Annotated in this window: 6 protein-coding genes; 4 read left to right on the forward strand and 2 right to left on the reverse strand. The window is 69.1% G+C overall.

The genetic code is table 11. From position 1 onward, the window contains the following. The first annotated feature begins 166 nt into the window (after positions 1–166). On the forward strand, positions 167–1,285 hold the full coding sequence (locus tag ABSF49_RS18845; RefSeq protein WP_424114180.1) for an IS5 family transposase: 1,119 nt from the start codon (positions 167–169) through the stop codon (positions 1,283–1,285). A gap of 113 nt (positions 1,286–1,398) precedes the next feature. Here ABSF49_RS18845 and ABSF49_RS18850 read toward each other — a convergent pair whose 3' ends face one another. Next, a complete protein-coding gene (locus tag ABSF49_RS18850) occupies positions 1,399–2,310 on the reverse strand; it encodes a DMT family transporter (RefSeq protein WP_424114181.1) in 912 nt (303 codons plus the stop codon). 121 nt (positions 2,311–2,431) lie between these two features. On the opposite strand from ABSF49_RS18850, the gene ABSF49_RS18855 reads away from it, so the two are divergent. The 3 genes from ABSF49_RS18855 to ABSF49_RS18865 all read left to right on the forward strand — a co-directional run bounded on the left by ABSF49_RS18855 (position 2,432) and on the right by ABSF49_RS18865 (position 4,739). Beyond that, positions 2,432–3,772, forward strand: a complete 1,341-nt coding sequence (locus tag ABSF49_RS18855) for a TRAFs-binding domain-containing protein (protein WP_424114182.1) — start codon at positions 2,432–2,434, stop codon at positions 3,770–3,772. A 117-nt stretch (positions 3,773–3,889) separates the two neighbouring features. Further along, on the forward strand, positions 3,890–4,171 hold the full coding sequence (locus ABSF49_RS18860) for a PepSY domain-containing protein (RefSeq protein ID WP_424114183.1): 282 nt from the start codon (positions 3,890–3,892) through the stop codon (positions 4,169–4,171). 37 nt (positions 4,172–4,208) lie between these two features. Then, complete coding sequence (locus ABSF49_RS18865; protein ID WP_424114184.1) at positions 4,209–4,739, forward strand: cytochrome b/b6 domain-containing protein; 531 nt, start codon at positions 4,209–4,211, stop codon at positions 4,737–4,739. A 24-nt stretch (positions 4,740–4,763) separates the two neighbouring features. Here the strand turns inward: ABSF49_RS18865 and ABSF49_RS18870 are convergent. Continuing rightward, the coding region (locus tag ABSF49_RS18870; protein WP_424114185.1) for an error-prone DNA polymerase at positions 4,764–7,091 on the reverse strand (2,328 nt) is incomplete at its 5' end.

Here is a 7,091-nt window from a genome sequence, read left to right on the forward strand (position 1 = left end):
TTGACGCGCGAGGCCGTTCTTCCGACCGATCCGGGCCTCGTGCCTCCGGTCAAGCCCGAGGGCAGGCCCAGTCGCTCAGCGTCTAGCAGGCTGCTGAAAAACGGGCTGGATTTTGAGTTGTTTGCGTGATTCCGTTTCGGCATCGAAGGCGCTGTGGATTGATTCGATGCGCGGGCAGGATCGTACAAGCGGGTCGCTGTTTTCCTATATCGACCTTGATGCACGCGTTCCAGCGGGTCACCCGTTGCGAGCGATGCGCGAACTGGTGAACGCTTCGCTTGAAGCGCTCGATGGCGCGTTTGCGGCGCTTTACGAGGCGGGGGGCCGTCCCTCGATTGCGCCGGAGCGGCTGTTGCGCGCGAGCCTGTTGCAGTTTTTGTATTCGATCCGCTCGGAGCGCCAGTTGGTCGAGCGGCTGGAGTTCGATCTGTTGTTTCGCTGGTTCGTCGGGCTGGGGATCGACGATCCCGTATTCGACGCCTCGACGTTTTCGAAGAACCGCGACCGACTGCTGACGAGCGAGATCGCGCAGGGGTTTCTTTGCGCGTTGCTGGCCCAGCCGCGGGTGAAGCGCCTGCTGAGCGCGGAGCATTTTTCGGTCGACGGCACGATGCTGAAGGCCTGGGCGTCGATGAAGAGTTTTCGGGCCAAGGACGGCTCGGACGAGCCGCCGGCGGCGGGCCGCAATGGCGAGCGGGACTTCAAGAAGACGAGGCGGTCGAACGAGACCCACGCCTCCACTACCGACAAGGACGCGCGGCTTTATCGCAAGGGCGCCGGCCAGGAGAGCCGTCTGGCCTATCTCGGCCACGCCTTGATGGAGAACCGCAACGGCCTTGTCGTTGGCGCCGCGGCGAGCCTTGCGACGGGCACGGCCGAACGCGACGCGGCGGCGACATTGACGAAGGACCTACCGAAAGGCGCGACCTTGGGCGCGGACAAGAACTACGACGCCGAGGCTTTCGTCGAGGGCTTGAAGAAGCGCGGAATCGAGCCGCATGTCGCCATCAATGGGACGGTGAGCAAGCGGGGCAAGGTTCGCAAGACCGCCGTGCCGCCGCAGGTCGCCGCCAGCTCCGGCTACGCAATCAGCATGCGACGCCGCAAACGGATCGAGGAAAGCTTCGGCTGGAGCAAAATCGTCGGCGGCCTCGCGCAGTTGAAGGTGCGCGGTCTCGACAAGGTCAAGGCGGTCTTCACCTTCGGTCTTGTCGCCTACAACCTCGTTCGCTTGCCAAGACTGTTGCACACGACGGGCGAACTGTGTCTCGCGGCGGAGAAATAGTCGAAAATGAAGGAGAAGCCCGCCTCTATCCGCCGCTCGCGCCGTTCAATCCGCCAAAAAATCGCGCCGCCAACCATCAATCGCGGGCACGCGATGCGTTTTTCAGCAGCCTGCTAGAGCGTTGGCGAGCGGACAATTTTGCGCGCCGCGGCCGCCGCGGAACCGGTCAGCGCGACGCTGACGAGCACGCAGGCGAGGCCAAGCCAGGCCGCGGGCCTGACCGGCTCGCCGAGCGCCAGCGCGCCGGCGATGACGCCGATGCAGGGAACGATGTAATTGTTCAGAGCTGCGAAGGTCGCGCCCGCCGTCTCGATCAGACGGAAATAGACGAAATAGGCGAGGCCGGTGTTGAACAGGCCGAGCGCAATCAGCGCGGCGACCGGCCCCGCCGGCTTCGCCGCCAAATCGGCGAGCGACGGAAGCCCGCCGGCGACGAGTTCGGCCGCCGCAAGCAGCGCGCCGGAAATCGCCATCGAACCGGTCGCCGCCATCGCCGCGCCGACCGCGCGCGAAACCGGCCGCGACAGCAGCGCGCTGCCGGCGTAACCAAAGGCGCCGACGAGCGCGAGGGCGCGGCCCAGTCCGGCGTGCGCCTCGCCGCCGCCGGCGAAAGGCGAACCGAGCGACAGGGCGACGCCGACCAGTCCCAGCGCCAGGCCGGCGGCGGCGCGCGCGTTCCACACTTCGCCGAGGCCGAACATCCGCGCCAGCGCGAAGGTGAAGATCGGCGCCGAGCCCATCATCAGCGCCATGTCGGCGCTGGTGATCAAATGGGCGGCGACGCCGAACAGCAGGAACGGCCCAACCTGCCCGGCCAGCGACATCGCCGCCATCTGTCCCCAGACTTTGGCCGATCGCGGCCAGGCGACGCGGCGCGTCAGCGCCAGCGCGGCGAGCGCCAGCGCGGCGACGCCGGCGCGACCGCAGGCGTAGCCGATCCAGTCGAACGACTGGGAGGCGATCTTGATCAGCAGGAACGAAAAGCCCCACAGCAGCGAGAGAAAGGCGAGTTGAACGTAGGCCAAGGCGATTCCAGTCCGGGGCGGCGCTTGGCTAGCAAGCGCGGGCGGCGAAGGCAAACGCGCCCGCTACCCAAGCGCCGCCGCGCCGGTCTAGGATCGGCGTAGCCGCGCCAGGGGCGAAACCATGGACCACCGCGCCGTCTGCTTCGTCATCATGCCGTTCGGGCGCAAGCCCGACCCGAGCGGGCGGATCGTCGATTTCGACCGCATCTACGCCGCGGTCATCGCGCCGGCGGTCGAGGCGGCCGGCCTCGCCGTGGTGCGCGCCGACGAGGAGAAAGGCGCCGGCTTCATCCACAAGCTGATGTATGAGCGCATCCTGCTCAGCGAATTCGCCATCGCCGATCTCACCATCCTCAACGCCAACGTCTATTACGAACTCGGCATCCGCCACGCGGCGCGGCCGGAAACGACGGTGCTGACCATGGCGCTGGGATCGCCCCTGCCCTTCGACGTCGGCGCGTTGCGCGCGCTGCCCTATGCGCTCGGCGACAACGGCGCGCCGACGGACGCTCAAGCCGCGGCCAAAGCGCTGACCGAGCGGCTGATCGAGGCGCGCGGCCATCGCGCGATGGATTCGCCGCTGTTCCAGCTGCTCGAAGGCTACCAGGCGGCGCCGATCGACCGGCTGAAGACCGACGTCTTCCGCACCCAGGTCGCCTATGCCGAGGCGCTGAAGAAGAAGCTCGCCGACGCGCGCGCGGGTGGCGTCGCGGCGCTCGACGCGGTGCGCGACGGGCTCGGCGACATCGACGCGGTCGAGGCCGGCGTCGCCGTCGATCTGCTGCTTTCCTATCGCGCGCTGTCGGAGTGGGAGCGGGTGGTCGATCTTTGCGGCCGGCTCGATCGCGCCTTGCAGCGCACCGTGCTGGTGCGCGAGCAATGGGCGATGGCGCTCAACCGGCTCGGGCGCGACCGCGAGGCCGAGGCGATCCTTGTCGAGATGATCGGCGAGCGCGGGCCGTCGAGCGAGACCTGCGGCCTGCTCGGCCGCATCCATAAGGACCGCTGGGAGAAGGCGCGCAAAGACAAGCGCGAGATCGAGGCGCGCGGCCATCTGCGCAAGGCGATCGCCGCCTATCGGCAGGGCTTCGAGACCGATTGGCGCGACGCCTATCCCGGCGTCAACGCGGCGACGCTGATGACGATCGCCGATCCGCGCGACCGCGCCGCCAAGGAGATCGCCGGCGTCGCGCGCTACGCCGTGCGCCACCGGCAGACGCAGGGCGGCGACTATTGGGACCACGCGACGCTGGTCGAGCTGGCGGCGATCGAAGGCGACTGGGACGCCAGCGAAGAGGCGCTCGGCGATGCGCTCGCGGCGCTCGACGAAGGCTGGAAGGCCGCCTCGACCGCGGGCAACCTGCGGCTGATCGCCGAGTCGCGCGAGGCGGCCGGCATGGAGAGCGAGCGGCTGCGCGCGATCGTCGACGAGCTCACGCGGCGCGCCTCCGGCGGCGCCTGAGGCCAAGCGACTATGACAATCCGTAATCTGGCGGCCGCACTTCGGCCGGCTTGAAACGCGAAATCGTGAGGCGACGGCGCGCCGCGCCGCTTTGACGCCAACCTCTCGGAGTCCCGCATGAAATCCGCGTTCGCCCTCGCCGCCCTCGCCCTCGCCGCCGTCGCGGTCAGCCCCGCCTACGCCGCCGGCAAGTGCGCCGCCGGCCCCAAGTCGCAGTGGCGGCCCATCTCGACCTTGGAATCGCAATTGCAGACCGAGGGCTTCTCGGTCAAGCAGATCAAGACCGAAAGCGGCTGCTACGAAGTCTACGCCACCAGCAAGGACGGCAAGCGCGTCAACATGGCCTACAACGCCCAGACGCTCGAGAAGCTCGACAACGCCGAAGCCGGCGAGAACTGATCGGGCTGCGGCGCCCCCAGGCGACGCGGAGGCGACGGTGATCCGCGTCTGGGACCCGTTGGTGCGGGCGCTCCACTGGACGCTCGTCGTGAGCTTCATCGTCTGCTGGCTCAGCGCGCAAGTTTGGGAGGACTTGCACGCCTGGGCCGGTTACGTCGCCGGGGCGCTCACGCTGGCGCGCGTCGTCTGGGGCTTCGGTGGCGGCGGCTACGCGCGCTTCGCTCAGTTCGTGCGCGCGCCGCGCGTCGTCCTCGCCTATCTTGGCGCGATCGTCCGCGGCTCGGAGGCGCGTTTCGTCGGCCATAATCCGGCCGGCGGGGCGATGATCGTCGCGCTGCTGATCGTCGTCGCCGCGACGGTTGCGAGCGGCTACGCGCTGACCACCGACGCGTTGTGGGGCTCATCGGGCGCGCAGCATCTGCATTCCTGGATCGCGCACGGGCTGGCGCTGCTCGTCCTTGTCCATCTCGCCGGCGTCGCGTTGGCGAGCCTGCGCCACCGCGAGAATCTCGTGCGGGCGATGATCGTCGGCGACAAGCGCGCCCCTGCGCCCGACGACGTCGCGTAGACGCTTGGGCGCTCGGGCGTCGCCTCAATGAAAGCTCCGCCCGCTCGGCAGCGCGCGGGCGACCTCGCGTTGCTCTTGCGTCGGCGGCAGGCGCGGGTCGTAGAAGAGCTGCGTCTGGGCGAAACGGTCGCCCTGGCGGCGCGGCGCGGCGCCGGGCGGCGCTTCGGCGAAGCCGGAAGGACGGACCTCGGAATCTTCGCGCGACAGCAAGCCGAGCATCGGCGTCAGATCCTCCATTCGCTCGACGATCAGGTGGACGACGCCGGATTCGTTCTGCAGCTTGCCGGTCGCGACGACGAAGCGGGCGCCGATGACGATCGCGCGCAGGCGCTCGAAGGCCTTCGGCCAGACGATGAGATTGGCGATTCCCGTCTCGTCCTCCAGCGTCATGAAGATCACCCCCTGCGCCGTGCCCGGCCGCTGGCGCACCAGCACCAGCCCGGCGACGGCGACGCGGTCGCCGGTCTTCAGCGTCGCCAGCGCCTCGGCGCGCCTGACGCCGCGCGCGTCGAGGCGGACGCGCATGAAGGCGACCGGGTGCGCTTTCAGCGACAGCGACAGGCGGCGATAGTCCTCGACCACATGGGCGCCGAGCGGCATCGGCGGCAGCTTGGCGTCGGGCTCGGCGTCGCGTTCGGGGCGGCTCAGCGCGAACAGCGGCAGATCGTCCTGGTCGCCGACCCGGCCGAGGCCGCGCACCGCCCACAGCGCCTCGCGGCGGTCGAGACCAAGCGAGCGGAAGGCGTCGGCGTCGGCGAGCCGCTCCAGCGTCGCCGGCTCGAGGCCGGAGCGCAGCCACAGGTCGCGCACGGAATCGTAGCCCGCGCCGCGCCGCTCGACCAGCCGCCGCATCTCCTCTTCCTTGGCGCCGACGATCTGCCGCAAGCCCAGCCTGACCGCATGGGCCGCACGGATTTCCGCCGCCATGGCGGCGTGGCGGGGGTGGATCCCCCCCTTCTCCCGCGTGCGGGAGAAGGGGGCGTCGCGCCGCGACGCCGGATGAGGGCCCTCGTCGCACTTGCCCTCACCCCAACCCTCTCCCGCAAGCGGGAGAGGGGGCTCCAGCGTGCAGTCCCAATCCGACAGGTTGACGTCGACCTCGCGCACGTCGACGCCGTGCTCGCGCGCGTCGCGCACGAGCTGGGCGGGGGCGTAGAAGCCGAGCGGCTGAGCGTTGAGCATCGCCGCGGCGAAGACGTCGGGATAGCGGCACTTCATCCAGCACGAGGCATAGACGATCAGCGCGAAGCTCGCCGCGTGGCTCTCGGGGAAGCCGTATTCGCCGAAGCCTTCGATCTGACGAAAGCAACGCTCGGCGAATTCGCGCTCGTAGCCGCGCGCGACCATGCCCTCGACCATCTTGGTCTCGAAGGTCTGGATCGTGCCGGCGCGGCGGAAGGTCGCCATCGCGCGGCGCAGCTTGTCGGCTTCGGCGGGCGCAAAGCCGGCGGCGACGATGGCGATCTTCATCGCCTGCTCCTGGAACAGCGGCACGCCGAGCGTCTTGCCGAGCACCGCTTCCAGTTCCTTCGACGGATAGATCGTCGGCTCGAGCCCCTGGCGACGGCGCAGGTAGGGATGGACCATGTCGCCCTGGATCGGCCCGGGGCGGACGATCGCCACCTCGATGACGAGGTCGTAGAAATTCTCCGGCTTGAGCCGCGGCAGCATCGACATCTGCGCGCGGCTCTCGATCTGGAACACGCCGACCGTATCGGCGCGCTGGATCATCGCGTAGACGCAAGCCTCTTCCGACGGGATCGAGGCGAGCGTCAGCCGCTCGCCATAGTGAGCCTCGAGCAGCTTGAGGCTCTTGCTCATCGCGGTGAGCATGCCGAGCGCCAGCACGTCGATCTTGAGGATGCCGAGCGCGTCGAGGTCGTTCTTGTCCCATTCGACCATCGTGCGATTGTCCATCGCCGTGTTCATGATCGGCGCAATCTCGTCGAGCCGGTCGCGGGCGATGACGAAGCCGCCGCTGTGCTGGGTGAGATGACGCGGGAAGCCGACGAGCTCGCCCGCCAGCTTCAGCGCCAAGGCGAGCGTCGGCGCGCTCGGATCGAGCCCGGCGGCGCGCGCCCGCTCCTCGCCGATCGGCGCCGAACTCTGGCCCCAGACGGTGTTGTTGAGCGCGACGATCGCGTCGTCGGACAGGCCGAAGACCTTGGCGGTCTCGCGGATCGCCGAGCGGGTGCGGTAGGTCGCGACCGCGCTCGCCAAGCCCGCCCGTTCGCGGCCGTAGCGCTGGTAGATGTACTGGATCACCTCCTCGCGCCGCTCGTGCTCGAAATCGACGTCGATGTCGGGCGGCTCGCCGCGCTCGGGCGAGACGAAGCGCTCGAACAGCAGGTC

Origin of the sequence: Roseiarcus sp. (assembly GCF_049514155.1) — a bacterium.
Classification (GTDB): Bacteria; Pseudomonadota; Alphaproteobacteria; order Rhizobiales; family Beijerinckiaceae; genus Roseiarcus.

What these genes read in the sequence shown, in the direction of transcription:
- ABSF49_RS18845 (WP_424114180.1), top strand. Translation starts at nt 167, where the DNA reads ATGCGCGGGCAGGATCGTACAAGCGGGTCGCTGTTTTCCTATATCGAC.
- ABSF49_RS18855 (WP_424114182.1), top strand. Translation starts at nt 2,432, where the DNA reads ATGGACCACCGCGCCGTCTGCTTCGTCATCATGCCGTTCGGGCGCAAG.
- ABSF49_RS18860 (WP_424114183.1), top strand. Translation starts at nt 3,890, where the DNA reads ATGAAATCCGCGTTCGCCCTCGCCGCCCTCGCCCTCGCCGCCGTCGCG.